Origin of the sequence: Parapedobacter flavus, assembly GCF_035818675.1 — a bacterium.
Classification (GTDB): Bacteria; Bacteroidota; Bacteroidia; order Sphingobacteriales; family Sphingobacteriaceae; genus Parapedobacter; species Parapedobacter flavus.
Window position 1 is genome coordinate 87,808 of sequence record NZ_JAYKZZ010000018.1, and the last position, 17,516, is coordinate 105,323.

Below are 17,516 nucleotides of genomic sequence, written 5' to 3' on the forward strand. Positions count from 1 at the left end.
ATCATGATAAACCAAACCCTTATCCTTATCCAGTGCCACGATGCTGTGGGGCTGGTTGGCCAGATTGCCAATACCGTAGCACGCCACACCCTCAATATCGTGACGATGCGCGAGTATGTGGATGAGGCCGCCGAGCGTTTCTACGTGAGGATTGTATGCGCCGGTAAAGCGAAAGACAACGAACTGCTAACCACCGACCTCATCGAGGCCCTGCCCGCGGGAGCTACGGTAACGGTAAACCCGCCGCAGCAAAAGCGGTTGGCGCTACTGGTGACCAAGGAACACCATTGTCTCGGCGATATCATCGTCCGCTACTTTTTTAATACGCTCGGTGCCGAGGTTTGCTGCGTAGTGGGCAACTACGACGAACTCAGTGCATTCACCCAGCGTTTCAACATCCCGTTTTACCACGTAACCCACGAAGGGAAATCGAAAGCGGAATTTGAACACGAGATCGCGCAACTATTGGATGCGCACGCTCCAGACTACCTCGTGTTGGCCAAATTCATGCGGATACTATCGGCCGATTTCGTGGACCGGTATACCGGACGGATCATCAACATACATCACTCGTTCCTTCCTGCATTCATCGGCGCCAGTCCGTACAAACAGGCACACGAAAGGGGTGTGAAATTAATCGGGGCCACTGCCCATTTCGTAACCAGCGACCTCGACCAGGGCCCAATCATTGCGCAGGATATCCGCCCGGTAAACCATAGCTACACCGTGAAAGACATGATACGTGCTGGTAAAGAAGTGGAGAAATCGGTATTGAGCAAGGCGTTGCGGCTGGTCATTGAAGACCGGGTCATCATTACCGGGAATAAGACCGTGGTGTTTGAATAGTTTGGAATTTACCAAATACGCCCAGTGGCAACTTACTCCCGGCCGTGGCTTGCAGGTACAATTCGCCCGTTTCAAGATTTTGCACATCAGGCAATGCCGCCCTGATCAGGTTTTCAACAATCACGGAAGAAAACCCCAACGAATAGGTATTCAAGATTAGGAAATGTTCCTGTGGGTCGAGCAACTGGACCACATCACGCATCATTTCGGCAATGTGGTCTTCCAGCTTCCATTTCTCGCCCTTCGGTCCATGCCCGTAGGCCGGTGGGTCAAGGATGATCCCGTGGTACCTATTACCCCGCTTCAGCTCGCGTTTCACGAATTTAAGGGCATCTTCAACCACCCAACGGGTATCCGAAAGGCCCGACAGCTCCTGGTTTTCGTTGGCCCACGTAACCACCTGCTTGATGGAGTCCACGTGGGTGGTATCCGCACCGGCAGCGCGGGCAATCAACGAGGCACCACCGGTATAGGCGAAAAGGTTGAGCACCTTCGGTTTCGGCGTGCTGGATGATTTTATCGCGGTGGAAATATAATCCCAATTGACCGCCTGCTCGGGAAAAACGCCCACATGCTTGAAGGAGGTGAGGCCCAGGCGCAGCTTGATGGCCACATCGCCATTGCTGTATTTAATATGCCAACGGTCGGGCAGTTTAGGGTTCTTTTTGATCCATTCGCCGCTGGTGGCCGAACGGCCCTTGAACCTCGTGTCGTGCCGCTTCTGCCACTCGGCCTCCGACAGGCCCTTAGCCCATACGGCTTGTGGTTCGGGGCGAATCAGTATACGGTCGCCGAACCGTTCCAGTTTTTCAAAATTACCACAATCGATGAGCTCATAGTCTTCCCAGTGCTCGGGGGTACGGAGTTGGATGCTGTTTGCAGTCAAAGTAAGCTTATTTTTGGCAAAGATAGCGATAAATTGAACGCGTTCGATTAAAACCGCTCTTTCGCCGCTTTCATAAACGGACTGGCAAATACGAAGCTATTCAGCTCTTCCACATCTGAATGTGCAATTTCCTTATTCGACCCTTCCCACCATTTTTGGCCTTTGTGTAGAAAGATGATGTAGTCGCCGATACCCATCACCGAGTTCATGTCGTGGGTCACCACCACCGTTGTGCATTTATATTCTTCGGTCAGGTCCGAGATCAACTCGTCGATCACGATGGCGGTTTCCGGATCAAGGCCCGAATTGGGCTCATCGACAAAGAGGTACTTCGGATTCATGCTGATGGCGCGGGCAATGCCCACGCGCTTCTTCATCCCTCCTGAAAGCTCCGCCGGATACAGCTTGTTACGGCCCGCCAGGTTCACCCGCTCCAAACAAAAATTGGCTCGGTCGATCTTCTCGCTCCGGCTCATATCCGTAAACATCTCCAAGGGGAAAATGATGTTCTGCTCCACCGTCATCGAATCAAACAGCGCCGAATTCTGGAACAGCATCCCGATTTCCTTGCGGATGGGTATACGGTCTTCGAAATCCATCCGTGTAAAATCCGCATCCTGGTAAAGAACCTTTCCCTGTTCGGGACGATGCAGCCCCACCATGCATTTCAGCAACGTGCTCTTGCCCGATCCCGATCCGCCAATGATTAAGCTGATCTGACCCGGCTTGAACTGGGCATCGATGCCCCTTAGTACATGGTTGTCGCCGAACGATTTATGGATGTTTTGAACTTCAATCATACGTATCTGTTGGTAAAAACGGTTAAAGCATAAGGGCTGTAATAATATAGTCGGCCACCAGAATGGAGATGCAACTGATAACCACGCCACGTGTACTGGCTTGGCCAACCTCCAGCGCCCCACCACGTACATAAAACCCTTTGAAGGCCGAAACGGAGGTGATGATAAACCCGAAGACAAACGCTTTTACCAACGCTACAGCAACCGTATAACCAATAAAGCCATCGGTAATCCCATTGATGTAATCGGCAGGAGTAACCGCACCGGAAATCGCCCCGCCAAAAAGCCCACCCGTTAAGGCCAGGAAAATGGACATGATGACCAATGCTGGAATCATCGTAATGCCCGCCAGGATTTTGGGGAGGATAAGGTACCCCGGTGCATTGATGCCCATGATTTCGAGTGCATCGATTTGCTCGGTTACCCGCATGGACCCGATCTGCGACGAAATGGACGACCCCACCTTGCCTGCCAATACCAGCGCGGTGATGGTGGGACTAAGCTCCAAGATACTCGAATCGCGATTGATCTGCCCGATCACCGACGTGGGAATCAAATCAGAAACCAACTGGAAGGCGATCTGCATGGTCATTACGGCACCGATGAAGGTTGAGATGATGCCGATCAACCCGAGGGAGCCCACGCCGATCTCGTTCATCTCGTGGATAATTTCTTTCCAGTATATCCGCCATTTTTCCGGTCGCCGGAAGACCGCTTTCAAAAGCAAAAGGTATTGTCCGAAGTAGGTGAAAAACATAAATCGTTATCTAACTATTCAATTAGCGTTAAAGATACAGGTTTTGCAGTTACAACGAAAATCCGTGCCGTATTGTTTGTTCGATGAGGATACCATATCGAAACCAAATAATCGCATCCGTGGCGGAAATTGGCGGAAAATCCCGCCAATTTCCGCCAAAAGTCTTTCCATGCCTATCTTTACGCAAACCAACAACCTGACGAGCCGCGACAGGCTTATATCGGTATACCACAGGCCTGTTCTAGCGTTTCACAGCTTTAGGATTTACATAACCGACGCTAATATCTCTGCTTCAAAAAACGAAGGTGCGCTTGCAAAAGTGTAATGCAACCCCTATATTAGGTACATGTTACCACCCATGCACCGAACAGCATTAATCACAGGCGCCACCAAAGGAATGGGGCACGCCATCACCGAAAAACTTGCCGAATGTGGCTACAACCTATTGCTCGCTGCCCGTAATGACCGAGCGCTTGCTGCGCTCAAAAAACAACTGGAAACACAATATCCCGATATTCACGTGGCCTATTTAGCCTGTGACTTTTCAGCACCCGAACAATTAAACAACCTGATTACGTGGGTAGATGACCAAACGGCAGACATCGATATCCTCATCAACAACGTGGGTATTTTTAAACCCGTATCCGTACTGGATGAGACCGACGAGGATTTCCGGCAGCAATTGCAGGTCAACTACATCACCCCACACCTCCTGTCGCGCGCCGTCGGTCAACGCATGCGAAAAAACCGCCGTGGACACATCTTCAACATCAGCTCCATCGCCAGCCGCGAGCCCGTTTCCGCCGCCGGCACCTATACTGTAACAAAATTTGCGGTGATGGGTCTAACGCATGTATTACGGGAGGAACTGCGGCCACACGACGTGAAGGTGACCGAGATTATCCCGGGTTCAACGCTGACTTCCTCGTGGGAAGGCACCGACATCCCTGCCGACCGGTTTATTCTGCCGGCAGACATCGCCGAGGCTATTGTAACCTGCCTCCGGATGAGTGATGGGGCCAACGTGGAGGAAGTCGTCATCAAACCCAAATACGGTAACAGTTAAAAAAGGAGAAATCCATGGAAAAGAAACTTCAGCGCATACCCCATGAAGGTGCCGTGGCAGGTGTTTGCGCCGGTCTCGGCACGTATTTCGGCATAGATAAAACGTGGGTAAGGGTCGCTTTCGTCATCAGCGTCTTTTTTTCGGGCTACATGGGCATCGGGCTCTTGGGGCCCATCGTCTACATCGTGCTTTGGATCGTACTTCCCATCAAATCATTTGTATTGCCAAGCGACCCGTTTCGTGTCGACTACCGCGTGCAACCTAACCCGCCAGTGGAAGATTTCGGAGGATACCCGCCCCATGCCGGGGATCAACGCCACCAGTTCAACAGGGCCAATAAAAAAGTAAGCAAAGACCGGTACGTGGCCGGGTTGATTTTGGTAGCCTTGGGTGTATTTTTCTTATTGCACCAGCTGGATATTTTTTATTGGCGTGACTTCGCCCGGTTCTGGCCCGTGTTGATTATTCTCTTGGGCGTGGCTACCATCTTCGGCGCCTTCAAACCACAGAAGCCAAAACCATTTTCGGTAAACGAACCGGAGGAACAGGCACCCGAGGCACAAGCGCCCCAAGACAAACCGGACGAACCCACAGACAATGCAGGAACCGACCATGGTTACACCAAATAAATTGAACGGATTATGAACAAAGAAAAATTAAGCTGGGGACTCATCCTACTGTTCGTGGGCGGTGTATTATTACTGGATAACCTAGACATTATCGACTTTTACTGGCGGTCGGTGTTTAGCATGTGGCCCATTATCCTTATCATCATCGGCGTTAATCTACTGGTGCCCAAACGTGGTATCGGCAACGCTATCTCCATTGTGGTCACCATCGCCGCGCTAGCATTCCTCGCCTTCCGTGGCACATTTCCACCGCACGACAATTGGTGGATCTTTGACCATAAACACTGGAAAACGGAAAGGCGTCCATCGTCGAATGACAATAGACCCCGCGAAAAATCGAGCGGCGTATTCACCCATGCTTATGACAATGCCATCACGACGGCACATCTCCACATTAAAGGTGGGGCGGTAGAATACGAAATCGAAGGGCCGACAGACGAGCTGTTCCACGCTGAAGCAACGAGTACCCTCGGCGGACACCAGTTGGAAACGACAACCACTGGATCCAATGCCAACCTTACCTTCAGCATGCGCGATACCGAAAAAGGCAACTGGGACATGAAGGGCAACGAAAACCGTGCGGAAATCCGTTTGAACCGCAACCCCAAGTGGCACATTTCACTCGACATGGGCGCCGGCGCGGCCGAATTTGACCTCTCCCAATACAAGATAGCGAGTCTCCATTTCAAAGGCGGGGCGGCATCCTTCGAAGCGAAGTTGGGTATGCCTCTGGAAGAAACCACGATAGCGGCCGAATCGGGCGTAGCCAGTGTAGAAATCGAAATACCCCGTGCCGCAGCGTGTAAAATCGTCGTCAAGTCGGGACTTTCTTCCAAGGATTTCCCGGGTTTCACCAAACAGGACGATGGTTCCTATACCACCGAAGGCTATGAAGGGGCGAGCAATCGCTTTCTCGTTGACTTAAAAGGTGGATTGAGTTCCTTCACCGTGAAACGTTATGATTAAACGATGAGCACATTGCCCGACCGGTTCGAGGTGGTTATCCGGGGAAAGCCCGAAGGCCCCTTTTCACTGGATGAATTGCGCCGCATGAACCTCAATCCAACCGACTTCGTTAAACCATCGGGGTATCCCGAATTTAAAGAAGTACGGGAAATTGCTGAATTGAGTAGCCTATTAAATATTGCCTACCAGAATACACGCCCCCAATATTTCGCCACATTAGATGTACGCTTGCTGGCCACGGCAATCGACTACTTCATCGCTGGCTGCGTGTATGCGGCGTTAGCCGCCATCTACCTTGCGGGCATCTCGAACGCAAAAGAGAGCATCCCGGCCTTGCTCATCGGACTGGCGATCGTGCCCCTTACGAAGTTCATCTTATGTGTAGCCATGGAGGGATCGCGCAAACAAGCCTCGATCGGCAAGATGCTTATCGGTGTAAAGGTGACCGACGAACAGGGCAGGCCTATTGGCTATGGACGGGCATTAGGGCGAAACATGGCCAAATTAGTTGGGGTGGCAACGTTGGGTATCGGGTTCCTCACCGGTTTCTTCGACAGGCGCCAGCAGTGTCTCCACGACAAGATCGCAGGAACGTTAGTTATCAAAGACAGGTTGATTTAATATATCACCCATTATCCCTAAGTTTCACCTAACAGCTCATTTTTCAACGGCAGGTGAGAGATCGCTAATTTGCCTATCTCTGGCAATTTAGCTAAGTTTGCCGTACGCATGGATACGAAAACCGGAAACATACTCCCAGGGGGTTACTGCAATTCTTTAACGGCATATTCCAGATGGCATACCCGCGAAGTGCCCATCGGCCATATACCGATGGGCGGCGACAACCCCATCCGCATCCAGAGCATGACCACCGTAGACACCATGGACACCATCGGATCCGTGGAACAGACCATCCGGATGGTTGACGCGGGCTGTGAATACGTACGTATTACCGCGCCCAGCATCAAGGAAGCCCAGAACCTGGCCGAGATCAAAAAGGAATTGCGTAAGCGGGGTTACGATGTGCCGCTTGTTGCCGACATCCACTTTACCCCCAATGCAGCCGAAGTTGCTGCCCGTATCGTCGAAAAAGTGCGCGTCAATCCCGGAAATTATGCCGACAAGAAAAAGTTCGACCAATTGAATTATACGGCATCAACCTACCAGTCGGAGCTGGAACGCATCTATACGAAGTTTGCTCCGCTGGTGAAAATATGCAAAGAATACGGCACGGCCATGCGGATTGGCACAAACCACGGCTCGCTTTCCGACCGCATCATGAGTCATTACGGCGACACACCGGAGGGAATGGTCGAATCGGCCATGGAATTCATCCGAATTTGCGAAGACCTCAATTACCACAGCATTGTCGTCTCGATGAAGTCCAGCAACCCGCAAGTGATGGTACGTGCCTATCGCCTGCTGGTAGAGACAATGGTCGCTGAGGGAATGAACTATCCGTTGCACCTCGGCGTTACAGAAGCCGGTGACGGTGAAGATGGCCGCATCAAATCAGCTGTAGGCATCGGCACCCTACTCGAGGATGGTCTGGGCGATACGGTCCGTGTATCACTCACGGAAGAACCCGAGCTCGAAGCGCCGGTGGCGATAGCGCTGGTGAACCGATACAAGGCGCGCCAGCACGAAAATGAGCGGGAAGCCATCAACGTCCCTGCTCCCACCCTGATCAACACCAGCAAGCCGGCGCCTTATCCTTCCAACGAAGTAAACGTGTTCATCGGCGGTACCCAAGTGCCGCGAGTGGTGGTGGACATCTCGGGGAAAAACCTGAAAGACCCCCATATTCTTACCGATGTAGGGTATAAGTACGACCCCTGGCTCGATAAATACCACATGGGCGAGCAATCGGTGGATTTCGTCTATCTCGGCAGTGCGCTGCCATCGTTTACCATGCCGGGCAACCTGAAGCAATTGTACGATTACCCAACCTGGCTGAACATCCAAGACAAGACCAACATCCATCCGTTGTTTTCGCTAAGCCAATTTCTGGAAGCAACCGAAAAGGACCGCCATCTCAACTTGGTACGGATACGCTATGCAGATGTGACAACGCCTGCATTCGAAGCGCTGCCGTTAGACAAAACCATCATCTTCGTCGTGGAAACAGACGTGCCGCACGGTATGGCGAACCAACGGCAATTCTTCGGTGCACTCACCGAATTGGGTATCGACAATCCGGTCATCATTCGGCGGCATTACCCCGCTGCAGATTTTATGGGCCCGCAAGGCGACCTGATGGACCCGGAAGAGCCGTTGTCAAAACTACAGGTATACGCAGCCACCGACATGGGTGGACTACTGGTGGATGGCATGGGTAGCGGGATATGGATAGACGCACCGTCCATAGCGACCGATAAGCTTGTATCAGCATCATTTGCCATCTTGCAGGCTACCCGTTCGCGCATTTCCAAAACGGAATACATATCGTGCCCCAGCTGTGGCCGCACACTGTTTGACCTGCAAGAGACCACGCAAATGATACGGAGCAGAACCAACCACCTCAAAGGTCTCAAGATTGGGATCATGGGGTGTATTGTAAACGGTCCGGGCGAAATGGCTGACGCCGACTATGGTTACGTCGGTGCCGGTCCGGGAAAAATAACCCTCTACCGTGGCAAAGAAGTGGTTAAACGCAATGTAGGCGCGGCCAATGCACTAGACGAACTTATTGAAATCATTAAAGGCGACGACCGGTGGATCGACCCGGAATAAGAAAAGGGATAAAGCCTTAAAGCACGGAAATACGTTTCACTACGGTTTCCGTACCTGCCGATACGCGGATAAAATAAAACCCGTTTGTGAGTTTATTGTTGGTTTCAAACACATGGCTTTGGGGGCCAGCATCAAGCTCCTGACTAAGAAGCGTCATCACCTCATTACCCAATGCATCCATCACCTTGATGGAGACTGCACTTTGTTTATCCAACCGATAAGAAAGGCTGATCTGATCGACAATAGGGTTGGGGAAAACCTTTACGCTGCTCAACAGCTTATCTTGGGCAACATTGTTTGATGTAAACGGAAAGAAACTCTTAAATGAAGAAAAAAACGACCGCTGGGAGCGTTTTTCGGTGGATGGGGAAGCCAATTCCGTGTCTTTTTCCGCCACTTTGGCCTCGGCACCCTTCGCCACACGACTCGTATCTACCGCAACCGCACGTTCTTGGGCAGCATTAGCACTCCCCACGAGAATCATCGCGCTCAACGTCAGTACTGTAATAATGTGGTGTAAAAACTTCCTCATAGGGTCCCAATCATCGATTTATGGTGTCATGCCTTGGCGCTAATTTAAGTTCTCTAAATCACTATCCATGCCCTTACCTCATCACAAAGGTAGGGCATCGTGCCCAATGCACCTAGACAAATATAGGTTTTTTTATCAATTTAACAATTTTTAACAAAATGGTACGTTGTCCCCTGCGGCAGGCCCATGATATGCTGCTTATATATCACATACCCATCGATGTTTCGTCGGCAGAAGCCGCGTTGAGTTTAGAGTGCCGATAGCCGTAGCCGAAATACACCACCAAGCCGATAGCCAGCCATACCAGGAAAATGAACCAATTGCTCGCTCCCAACTGCGACATCAGGTAAAGGTTTACCAGAATACCGGCAACAGGCAATAGGGAGAATCGATGCCGGTAGCCCATGATACAGAGGACCACCCACACCAACCAGAAGATGATGATGAGCAATTTATGTTCAAGGATTTCGGCAAGAGACATGCTCCGCCACTCGGCAACGGCGTCTTGCCCAAAAAGGTAAACCGCATAGACCGCCACCAACAGGCTAGCAGTGATGAGATAACGCCCGTTAATATAAGGCACCTTGAATTTCGACTGCTTGGAGATGCCCGAATAATCCATATACAGCACGCCCGAACACACCAGAATAAATGCGAAAAATGTACCCACACTGGTGAGGTCAACGAAAAAGTCCATCTTGAAAAACAGGGCCGGTACGGCCACCATAAAACCCGTCACCACCGTTGCAAAGGATGGTGTCTTATACTTCGGGTGGATCGTTGCAAACCGTTTCCAGAGCAACCCATCGCGGCTCATGGTCATCCAAATACGTGGCTGTGCAAGCTGGAAGACCAATAAAGCACTGGTAATGGCCACCACCGACGTTACCGATACGATACCGGCCATGTAGTCTACCCCCACATACTCGAAAACAAACGACAGGGGGTCCTTCACATTCAGTTCGGTATAATTGACCATCCCCGTTAGCACCAGGGTAATAAAAATGTACAGGACAGCACAGATCAGCAGGCATAAAATCATGGCTTTGGGCAGGTCGCGCTGGGGGTTCTTGCATTCTTCGGCTGTAGTGGATATCGAATCGAAACCGATAAACGCAAAAAACACGGCAGCCACACCACTCAGCACCCCCTCCACCCCATTGGGGGCAAACGGCACCCAATTTTCGGGCTTCACGAAGAAGGCACCGCCGAATATAACGAACAGAATCACACCGATCTTAATCATTACCATGACATTGCTCGCCGTCCGCGACTCCTTGATGCCGATATAAACCAACCAGGTGACCAAAAAGGTGATCAGGCCAGCGGGCAGGTCAAATATAATCGGGATATCTCCGAACCGGGGGGCCTGCTCATATGCCATCGCCGCCGTTCGGTCGGCCGCCGACAGTGCGTCTATCCCCTGCTCTTGCAACCGAACAAACGCTTCCGACGCGTATGCGGGCGCCATCGTCATCCATCCCGGCAGGTGAATACCGAACCCGCCGAGCATACTGACAAAATACTGCGACCACGAGATGGCTACCACCATATTGGAAACCGCATACTCCAGGATGAGCGCCCACCCGATAATCCAGGCGAACAATTCGCCAAAGGCCACGTACGCATACGTGTAGGCACTGCCCGAAACCGGTACCGTACTGGCAAACTGAGCATAAGAAAGGGCCGTAAACACACAGGCTATCGCTACAAAAACAAATAATAATGAAACCGCCGGACCGCCATTAAAGCTGGCCAGACCGATGGTGCTGAATATGCCTGCCCCAACAATCGCAGCGACGCCAAGCGACACCAGGTCGCGCACACCCAATACCTTCTCCAGACCGCCGGTCTTGGCCGATGCACTGAGGATCTGTTCTACGGTTTTTTTGCGAAAAAGTTTGTGTGCCATATCGGTAATTATTGGTTTAGATATACTACCAACGGTTCAAACATAAAAAAAATATTTTATCACAACCGCGTCGGCGATATATTTTGCACGTAAATCAACTGGATATTAAGAAAGGTGTGTTTCGAGATCATCAAAAATAGACCGGAAACTGCGATCCAACTCGGTTGCATAATGTGCAAATGCCTCGGTCATGCGCTGTTGCTGGGAAATCGAAAGCTGTACATCCCAAAGTCGACGGCAGATATTGATGACGGCATAGGTAATCTGGTCAAAATGCCGGTAGCTCCCGATATACTGCGCCCGCATGAAACTGTTGAAATAAGTGAAGAAAAAGGTGGTGTCTTGTACGTCGCAAAACTTCAGGAAACGCGCAATCGCATCACGGTCTGCGGCAGCCAAGCATTCGTAAAAATCGGACTCATGCACGGCCTGGTGATGAAGCAACAGGTGGTCGAGCAACAGTTCCAAGGCAATGTGCGACAAGAACGAAGGCCTTATCGGCGTATCGGCCACCGCGGGTGCCAACAGCGCTTTCAGCTCGTGCGTATGGGTATAGAAAAACGGCGCATTATGAAAGTAGCGGTCGGCCTCAACATGGCGGCCCCAGCCACGGTAAATGGCTGCAAGTTTTGGGTTACCATCAAAATGGCTTTCGTGCTTATGTGGCAACACATTAATGTCCTTATCCGCATTTTTAATTAAATCGGGCAGCACGCATCCCAACACCAGCTCGGGGTTGCGGCTATATCGTTCGAAATAATAATGTGAAAGGAAATTCATGCGGCTCACTTTATGCACAATCAACACTTATTGCGCCAAGGTAGTGAATTTACCTCATAATTTACGGCGCATTCTGCTATCTTTGCCGTCATATTGATGACAGCACTGAATAGTTAAAATGACCATGGGTTTCGTTGAAGAATTACGTTGGCGGGGTATGCTGCATGATATCATACCCGGCACTGAAGAGCAATTACTCAAAGAAAAAACAGCAGGATATATTGGTTTCGACCCTACCGGCGATTCGCTGCATGTGGGCCACCTGACCCAATTGATGACCCTTATCCACTTCCAGCGGGCGGGCCATCGGCCGGTAGCGTTGGTAGGAGGCGCTACGGGTATGGTGGGCGACCCCTCTGGGAAGTCGGCCGAGCGCAATCTCTTGGATGAAGACACGTTGGCACATAATGTGGCCTGCCTGAAAAAGCAGCTGGCGAAGTTCCTCGATTTTTCCGAGGGCGAGCATGGCGCAACGATGGTCAATAATTACGACTGGTTCAAGGGATTCGGGTTTTTGGATTTTATCCGCGATGTGGGCAAGCACCTTACCGTAAACTACATGATGGCCAAAGATTCGGTAAAAAAGCGGCTTGAAGGCGAAAATGGGCTTTCATTTACGGAGTTTTCTTACCAATTGATACAAGGCTACGATTTCTTCTACCTATGGAAAAATCACAACTGTGCCCTCCAGATGGGCGGGTCGGACCAGTGGGGCAACATCGTTACCGGAACGGAGCTCATCCGTCGTAAAGAAAGTGGCACGGCTTATGGCCTCACCACCCAGCTCATCAAGAAAGCCGATGGCAACAAATTTGGCAAAACGGAAAGCGGGGCGGTATGGCTCGACCCCGAAAAAACGTCGCCATACAAATATTATCAGTTTTGGCTCAACGCCAGCGACGAAGATGCAACAAACTGGATCAAAATCTTTACACTGAAATCGAAAGCAGAAATAGACGCGCTTATAACGGAGCACAGCGCAGCACCCCACTTACGGGTGGTTCAAAAAGCATTGGCTAAAGATATCACCATCCGCACCCATTCGGAAGCCGATTATGAAACCGCGGTGAAAACGTCCGACTTCCTGTTTGGCAATGGTTCACTCGAATTCCTGGAAAGCCTGTCGCATACTGCCGTACTGGACGTATTTGACGGCGTACCCCAGTTCAACATTTCGCGAAGTTCATTGGATGCGGGTGTACCCCTATTGGATTTATTATCTGTTGATAGCACCGTTTTTTCTTCGAAGAGCGAGGCCCGCAAAATGATACAGGGCGGGGGCGTATCCGTCAACAAACGCAAAATCAGCGACAGTACGCAAGCGTTTCGTGTGGGCGATCTGGTGAACGACAGGTACTTGATTGTTCAGCGCGGCAAGAAAAATTACTTCCTGTTGATTGCGGAATAAAAAACCGCTGCCGCTCGGGGTATGGAGAAAATCGGCTACCCTAATGGGTAGAGATCCCGTGGCCAAAGTCCAATGCGGCATCGCCGGTATTGTCTTTTAAACCCCGTACCCAAACGGTGTAAATCATTCCTGTCTCGGGTGTAAATTCGAACGAATGCAACACATCTCCACTGCTGTGCTCGATGAAATTGACTTCGTAAGCGACGTTGCCATCTACAGCCACAAAAGCCGTGGTCTCCTTGAATGCCTTATCGGCGATGCGCAAGGGGTCGTCGGTACCCGTCTCGACCTCGAAGTCCAGCACAGGTGCATCGGGACTTAAATGGGCAAACCGGACCTTCGCCTCCCCTTCTGTTGGGCTCGTCAGGTCGTCTTCGATATACAACACATCCAACTCGTCGTATCCCACCACATATAGGGAATAAAATCTACCGGGAATAAAGTTCACCGTTTTTTGTACGAGCGGTTTAGCATGGGGGTAATCGGCAGAATCGACGATACTCACCACCCGATTGTTTGGCCATGCGTTTTTATAGGGCACCGAATCCATATAGGCAAACGCCTCGTCTTGTCGGAGGTCATCGTCGAAATTAAACTTGTTGCGATCCAAGAAGACATCCAGTTGCGTCGAACCGGGTACGGCATTCAATGCCCGTACGGCCGAAACCCGATATAGTTCGTTGTCGTCTTTAAGACACCCGCCCAACTGCGCACTCGTTACCACCATCATGATAGCGAAAAACCACCTACCTATCCATACCTTTCCGATTTGCCTCATCTCACTTCAGTCATGCTCAAAAAAAAACCAATCAACCCAGCGTCCGAAAACGCACTCCTCGAAAAATAACGAGCCAATTGGCCAGGATGCTACACCGGCGCAAAAAACCGGAAACGATAGGGTTGTCGTTAGGTTGCTGCGCCACGATGCACCACGGTCGATAATCGGCAAAAAATACGTAAGTTTGTCTCAAACAAAACGTGTGTTTTAGATGTCCGGAAAAGCGAACTCATTCAAAAAAAATAGTCGAAATGACACGGAGGGCCAGCCTGCCCGACGAAAAAAACGTGTATCGAAATCGCCAAGTTCGAGGTCTGTCGGTATTTTTGGCAGTAAAGCCATAAAGATAGTTGGCTTGTTTTTGCTTATTCTCTCCGTTTATTGCCTTATCGCATTCATATCTTACTTATTTACCTGGAAAGAAGATCAAAGCTACGTTTCGGCGGCGAACGGTGGCTGGGATACACTTTTCAAAACGCGTGAGGAGCTAGCATTGGCAGGCATAGAGAACCCTGTTGTACAGAATTGGATGGGCAAAGTGGGGGCGCTCCTCGCACACCAGTTTATCTACAAGTGGTTTGGCGTGGCCTCTTTCCTCTTTGTCGGTATATTGTTCATTATCGGCTATCGACTGCTATTCAAGGTAAAGATCATCTCCACATGGAAAGTATTGGGCTACGCATTGTTTTCATTGGTTTTTCTTTCCGTCACACTCGGCTTTATCCATGGGTTTGTCAGCGATTACCCGCATTTTTTAGAGGGTGCATTTGGTTTTTGGTCCAACAGGTTGCTCGAAGCGCAAATCGGCACCGCCGGCGTTGCTGGTCTCTTGATTTTCACCATCTTTACGGTGCTCATCATTCTGTTCAATTTCGATTTCAAATGGACGCCCCGGCGTAGCGATACCAGCACCTTAACAGCGGATCCGACCGCAGATGCGAACACCCTGCGCAATGAGGAACGTTATGCGCGGGAGTCGGAATATCGGGTGGACCCCGTGGAATTCAGCTTAAACCGTGCTAAGGAAGCGGAGCAAGAAGACGAAAAATTGCAACAAAACGTCAATGCCCCCAAACCGCAGCCGGTTGAGGACGATACAACCCCCGATTTTACGGTAGAAGAAACCACCGAAAAACCGGAAGCAAAAAATGAACTCAAAACACCGGCACTGACCGTTGCTGCCATTAAGGAAGAAAAACCCAATACGGCGGACGAGCTGGTGGAAAAAGTAGGGCAATATGACCCCAAACTCGACTTATCGGGCTACCAGTACCCGACCCTCGACTTGCTGCGCGACTACGGATCGGGTAAGATTACGGTGAACAATAACGAGCTGGAAGCCAATAAAGATAAAATTGTAGATACGCTGGGCAACTACAACATCGAAATCTCCAAAATCAAGGCAACCATCGGCCCTACGGTTACATTGTATGAAATCATCCCCAAACCGGGGGTGCGTATTTCTAAGATAAAAAACCTTGAAGACGATATTGCCCTGAGCTTGGCCGCGTTGGGTATCCGCATCATTGCCCCCATGCCGGGCAAGGGAACCATCGGCATTGAAGTACCCAACAGCCACCCCGAAATGGTATCCATGCGGTCTGTATTGGCCACTGAGAAATTCCAGCATACGGACATGGACCTACCCATCGCCTTGGGCCGTACCATATCAAACGAAGTGTATATCGCCGACCTTGCCAAAATGCCTCACTTGCTCGTAGCAGGGGCGACCGGCCAGGGCAAGTCTGTAGGTATTAACGCTATCCTCACCTCATTGCTCTATAAGAAACACCCGGCAGAACTTAAATTCGTTCTGGTCGACCCGAAAAAGGTGGAGCTATCGCTGTTCAGAAAAATCGAGCGCCATTTCCTGGCAAAGCTGCCGGACGAGGAAGATGCCATCATTACCGATACTAAAAAGGTAATCAATACGCTCAATTCGCTGTGTATCGAAATGGATGCTCGGTACGACCTGTTGAAGAACGGACAGGTACGTAACCTTAAGGAGTACAACCAGAAATTTGTGAATCGGCGACTCAATCCCGAAGAAGGACATCGGTTCCTACCCTTCATTGTGCTGATTGTCGACGAGTTTGCCGACCTGATGATGACAGCCGGCAAGGAAGTGGAAACACCCATAGCACGGCTGGCGCAATTGGCGCGTGCCGTAGGTATACACTTGGTGATCGCCACACAGCGCCCCTCCGTAAACATCATCACCGGTACCATCAAAGCTAACTTCCCGGCGCGATTGGCCTTCCGGGTGCTCTCTAAAGTGGATTCGCGCACCATCCTCGACTCGGGGGGCGCAGACCAGCTTATTGGTCGTGGCGACATGTTACTTTCTACCGGCAGCGACCTTATCCGGATACAATGTGCGTTTGTAGACACGCCTGAAGTGGAGGAAATATCCGACTTTATAGGCAATCAGCGGGGCTACCCTTCGGCCTTCCTCCTACCCGAGTACGTGGGTGAAGATGGTGAAGGCGGCGGCGGCGATTTCGATATGGCCGACCGCGACGCGATGTTTGAAGACGCCGCGCGACTGGTGGTGCTCCATCAGCAAGGGTCTACCTCCCTTATCCAACGCAAGCTTAAGCTGGGATATAACCGCGCCGGGCGCATCATCGATCAGCTGGAGGCCGCGGGCATTGTTGGACCGTTTGAGGGGAGCAAGGCGCGGGAAGTGCTATTCCCCGACGAATATTCATTGGAACAGTTTTTGGATGGGTTGAAGAAAGAAGGTTAGTGATAAATTGTTTTCGAATGAATAACCCCATATATAAAGCCATTATACTGGCAATCGTGGTCAGCATGGCGCTCCCAGGACATGCGCAAACCGACGCGGCTGCAAAAAAACTGCTCGACAAGGTCAGCCAAACTTATGACGCGTACAAGACCATTCAGGCGGACTTTTCGCTAAGGGTTAAACAAGCACAACAAGTGACCCATACGGAATCGGGCACGATTGCGATGGACAAATCAGCAGGCAAATATCACATCACCACCGGCAACGAAGAAATCATCAGTGATGGAAAGACGCAATGGATGGTACTGAAAGACATCGGAGAGGTTCAGGTAACCGAAGTTTCCCCCGCCTCTGACGCGATTTCGCCCGCTAATATCTTTTCGTTCTATAAAGCGGGGTATAAGTATGTATCTGCTGCCAACGAGCAAGCTGGCGGCAAGAAGCTAGCTGTTATTGAACTGACGCCCGAAGAGGTGAATGCCGCCTATTTCAAGATCAAACTGCGTGTAGATGAACGGACCTATCAGATACATGACGTTACTGTTTTCGACAAAGGTGGGCATCAATTTGTCTACACCATCACCCACGCCAAAGCTAATCCTCCTTTCGCAGATAAGCACTTTATTTTCCAGAAAGCTAATTATCCCGATATGGAGATCGTGGACCTCCGCTGA

General features: G+C 50.7%; 16 protein-coding genes. 9 read left to right on the top strand and 7 right to left on the bottom strand.

Annotated features, from left to right (window positions below; genetic code table 11):
* The first annotated feature begins 3 nt into the window (after positions 1–3).
* Positions 4–846: a formyltetrahydrofolate deformylase gene (purU, locus tag U9S71_RS15615; protein ID WP_326328525.1), complete on the top strand. Its 843-nt coding sequence runs from the start codon at positions 4–6 to the stop codon at positions 844–846.
* On the opposite strand, the gene U9S71_RS15620 is transcribed toward purU, so the two are convergent.
* From U9S71_RS15620 to U9S71_RS15630, 3 genes are read right to left on the bottom strand one after another with little or no spacing between them, the layout of a single operon-like run.
* The gene (locus U9S71_RS15620) at positions 815–1,732 is read right to left on the bottom strand and encodes a class I SAM-dependent methyltransferase (RefSeq protein WP_326328526.1); all 918 of its coding nucleotides are present in this window, start codon (positions 1,730–1,732) and stop codon (positions 815–817) included. The genes purU and U9S71_RS15620 overlap by 32 nt on opposite strands.
* Before the next feature lie 47 nt (positions 1,733–1,779).
* Entirely contained in the window at positions 1,780–2,532 is a 753-nt protein-coding gene (locus tag U9S71_RS15625; protein ID WP_326328528.1) for an ABC transporter ATP-binding protein, read from the bottom strand.
* Positions 2,533–2,554: 22 nt separating this feature from the next.
* The gene (locus U9S71_RS15630) at positions 2,555–3,289 is read right to left on the bottom strand and encodes an MlaE family ABC transporter permease (protein ID WP_326328529.1); all 735 of its coding nucleotides are present in this window, start codon (positions 3,287–3,289) and stop codon (positions 2,555–2,557) included.
* A 358-nt stretch (positions 3,290–3,647) separates the two neighbouring features.
* On the opposite strand from U9S71_RS15630, the gene U9S71_RS15635 reads away from it, so the two are divergent.
* From U9S71_RS15635 to ispG, 5 genes are all read left to right on the top strand, one after another.
* Positions 3,648–4,355 carry an SDR family NAD(P)-dependent oxidoreductase gene (locus tag U9S71_RS15635; RefSeq protein WP_326328531.1) on the top strand — a complete coding sequence of 236 codons (708 nt, stop codon included), beginning with the start codon at positions 3,648–3,650 and terminating at the stop codon, positions 4,353–4,355.
* A 14-nt stretch (positions 4,356–4,369) separates the two neighbouring features.
* Complete coding sequence (locus U9S71_RS15640; protein WP_326328533.1) at positions 4,370–4,984, top strand: PspC domain-containing protein; 615 nt, start codon at positions 4,370–4,372, stop codon at positions 4,982–4,984.
* Between the two features lie 12 nt (positions 4,985–4,996).
* Positions 4,997–5,950, top strand: a complete 954-nt coding sequence (locus U9S71_RS15645; protein ID WP_326328534.1) for a toast rack family protein — start codon at positions 4,997–4,999, stop codon at positions 5,948–5,950.
* Positions 5,951–5,953: 3 nt separating this feature from the next.
* A complete protein-coding gene (locus U9S71_RS15650; RefSeq protein ID WP_326328536.1) occupies positions 5,954–6,571 on the top strand; it encodes an RDD family protein in 618 nt (205 codons plus the stop codon).
* Between the two features lie 108 nt (positions 6,572–6,679).
* Positions 6,680–8,683, top strand: a complete 2,004-nt coding sequence (gene ispG, locus U9S71_RS15655) for a (E)-4-hydroxy-3-methylbut-2-enyl-diphosphate synthase (RefSeq protein ID WP_326328538.1) — start codon at positions 6,680–6,682, stop codon at positions 8,681–8,683.
* A 16-nt stretch (positions 8,684–8,699) separates the two neighbouring features.
* Here ispG and U9S71_RS15660 read toward each other — a convergent pair whose 3' ends face one another.
* The 3 genes from U9S71_RS15660 to U9S71_RS15670 form a co-directional block, all read right to left on the bottom strand.
* Positions 8,700–9,215 carry a T9SS type A sorting domain-containing protein gene (locus U9S71_RS15660; RefSeq protein ID WP_326328540.1) on the bottom strand — a complete coding sequence of 172 codons (516 nt, stop codon included), beginning with the start codon at positions 9,213–9,215 and terminating at the stop codon, positions 8,700–8,702.
* Positions 9,216–9,420: 205 nt separating this feature from the next.
* Positions 9,421–11,127 (bottom strand): amino acid permease, encoded by a 1,707-nt coding sequence (locus tag U9S71_RS15665; RefSeq protein ID WP_326328541.1) that lies wholly within the window; start codon positions 11,125–11,127, stop codon positions 9,421–9,423.
* Between the two features lie 105 nt (positions 11,128–11,232).
* Positions 11,233–11,907, bottom strand: coding sequence for a hypothetical protein (locus U9S71_RS15670; RefSeq protein WP_326328542.1), 675 nt, complete (start codon positions 11,905–11,907; stop codon positions 11,233–11,235).
* Positions 11,908–12,031: 124 nt separating this feature from the next.
* Between U9S71_RS15670 and tyrS the strand changes: the two genes are divergently transcribed.
* Positions 12,032–13,315 (top strand): tyrosine--tRNA ligase, encoded by a 1,284-nt coding sequence (gene tyrS / locus U9S71_RS15675; protein WP_326328544.1) that lies wholly within the window; start codon positions 12,032–12,034, stop codon positions 13,313–13,315.
* 40 nt (positions 13,316–13,355) lie between these two features.
* Here tyrS and U9S71_RS15680 read toward each other — a convergent pair whose 3' ends face one another.
* Positions 13,356–14,093 carry a DUF4397 domain-containing protein gene (locus U9S71_RS15680; protein WP_326328545.1) on the bottom strand — a complete coding sequence of 246 codons (738 nt, stop codon included), beginning with the start codon at positions 14,091–14,093 and terminating at the stop codon, positions 13,356–13,358.
* A gap of 211 nt (positions 14,094–14,304) precedes the next feature.
* Between U9S71_RS15680 and U9S71_RS15685 the strand changes: the two genes are divergently transcribed.
* Together U9S71_RS15685 and lolA1 are read left to right on the top strand one after the other, a co-directional pair.
* On the top strand, positions 14,305–16,842 hold the full coding sequence (locus U9S71_RS15685) for an FtsK/SpoIIIE family DNA translocase (RefSeq protein ID WP_326328546.1): 2,538 nt from the start codon (positions 14,305–14,307) through the stop codon (positions 16,840–16,842).
* A 17-nt stretch (positions 16,843–16,859) separates the two neighbouring features.
* A complete protein-coding gene (gene lolA1 / locus U9S71_RS15690) occupies positions 16,860–17,516 on the top strand; it encodes an outer membrane lipoprotein periplasmic chaperone LolA1 (RefSeq protein WP_326328547.1) in 657 nt (218 codons plus the stop codon).

Coding starts and splice junctions, on each gene's coding strand:
- purU (WP_326328525.1), top strand. CDS start 4: ATGATAAACCAAACCCTTATCCTTATCCAGTGCCACGATGCTGTGGGG.
- U9S71_RS15625 (WP_326328528.1), bottom strand. CDS start 2,532: ATGATTGAAGTTCAAAACATCCATAAATCGTTCGGCGACAACCATGTA.
- U9S71_RS15630 (WP_326328529.1), bottom strand. CDS start 3,289: ATGTTTTTCACCTACTTCGGACAATACCTTTTGCTTTTGAAAGCGGTC.
- U9S71_RS15635 (WP_326328531.1), top strand. CDS start 3,648: ATGCACCGAACAGCATTAATCACAGGCGCCACCAAAGGAATGGGGCAC.
- U9S71_RS15640 (WP_326328533.1), top strand. CDS start 4,370: ATGGAAAAGAAACTTCAGCGCATACCCCATGAAGGTGCCGTGGCAGGT.
- U9S71_RS15645 (WP_326328534.1), top strand. CDS start 4,997: ATGAACAAAGAAAAATTAAGCTGGGGACTCATCCTACTGTTCGTGGGC.
- U9S71_RS15650 (WP_326328536.1), top strand. CDS start 5,954: ATGAGCACATTGCCCGACCGGTTCGAGGTGGTTATCCGGGGAAAGCCC.
- ispG (WP_326328538.1), top strand. CDS start 6,680: ATGGATACGAAAACCGGAAACATACTCCCAGGGGGTTACTGCAATTCT.
- U9S71_RS15660 (WP_326328540.1), bottom strand. CDS start 9,215: ATGAGGAAGTTTTTACACCACATTATTACAGTACTGACGTTGAGCGCG.
- U9S71_RS15665 (WP_326328541.1), bottom strand. CDS start 11,127: ATGGCACACAAACTTTTTCGCAAAAAAACCGTAGAACAGATCCTCAGT.
- U9S71_RS15670 (WP_326328542.1), bottom strand. CDS start 11,907: ATGAATTTCCTTTCACATTATTATTTCGAACGATATAGCCGCAACCCC.
- tyrS (WP_326328544.1), top strand. CDS start 12,032: ATGGGTTTCGTTGAAGAATTACGTTGGCGGGGTATGCTGCATGATATC.
- U9S71_RS15680 (WP_326328545.1), bottom strand. CDS start 14,093: ATGAGGCAAATCGGAAAGGTATGGATAGGTAGGTGGTTTTTCGCTATC.
- U9S71_RS15685 (WP_326328546.1), top strand. CDS start 14,305: ATGTCCGGAAAAGCGAACTCATTCAAAAAAAATAGTCGAAATGACACG.
- lolA1 (WP_326328547.1), top strand. CDS start 16,860: ATGAATAACCCCATATATAAAGCCATTATACTGGCAATCGTGGTCAGC.